Below are 221 nucleotides of genomic sequence, written 5' to 3'. Positions count from 1 at the left end.
GTCTGAATCAATGACAGTTGGGCGGAGACAAAAAAGAAAATGGCGGCATATTGCTTTTGAATCTTGGCCCGATCTGCAGTAAAATGAAAGTGCTCTTGCATGGGGATTCTCCTTTCAAATGGTAGGTTGCACTTTCATTCTACAGGAGATCCGCCAGGCAAGGGCTATTTTTATGCTTGATCAAGTTTATCTAGCACCACGGGTTAATTTAATATTTAAGT

At 41.2% G+C, this 221-nt stretch carries 1 pseudogene; it reads right to left on the bottom strand.

From position 1 onward, the window contains the following. Nucleotides 1–101 (bottom strand): annotated as a pseudogene (locus B4113_RS20440) (IS982 family transposase); the annotation flags it as partial. Nucleotides 102–221: the final 120 nt, after the last annotated feature.

The sequence above is a fragment of the Geobacillus sp. B4113_201601 genome, from assembly GCF_001587475.1.
Lineage (GTDB): Bacteria > Bacillota > Bacilli > Bacillales > Anoxybacillaceae > Geobacillus > Geobacillus icigianus.
The sequence above is the reverse complement of the archived record's forward strand: the minus strand, read 5'-3'. Positions and strand labels throughout refer to the sequence as shown.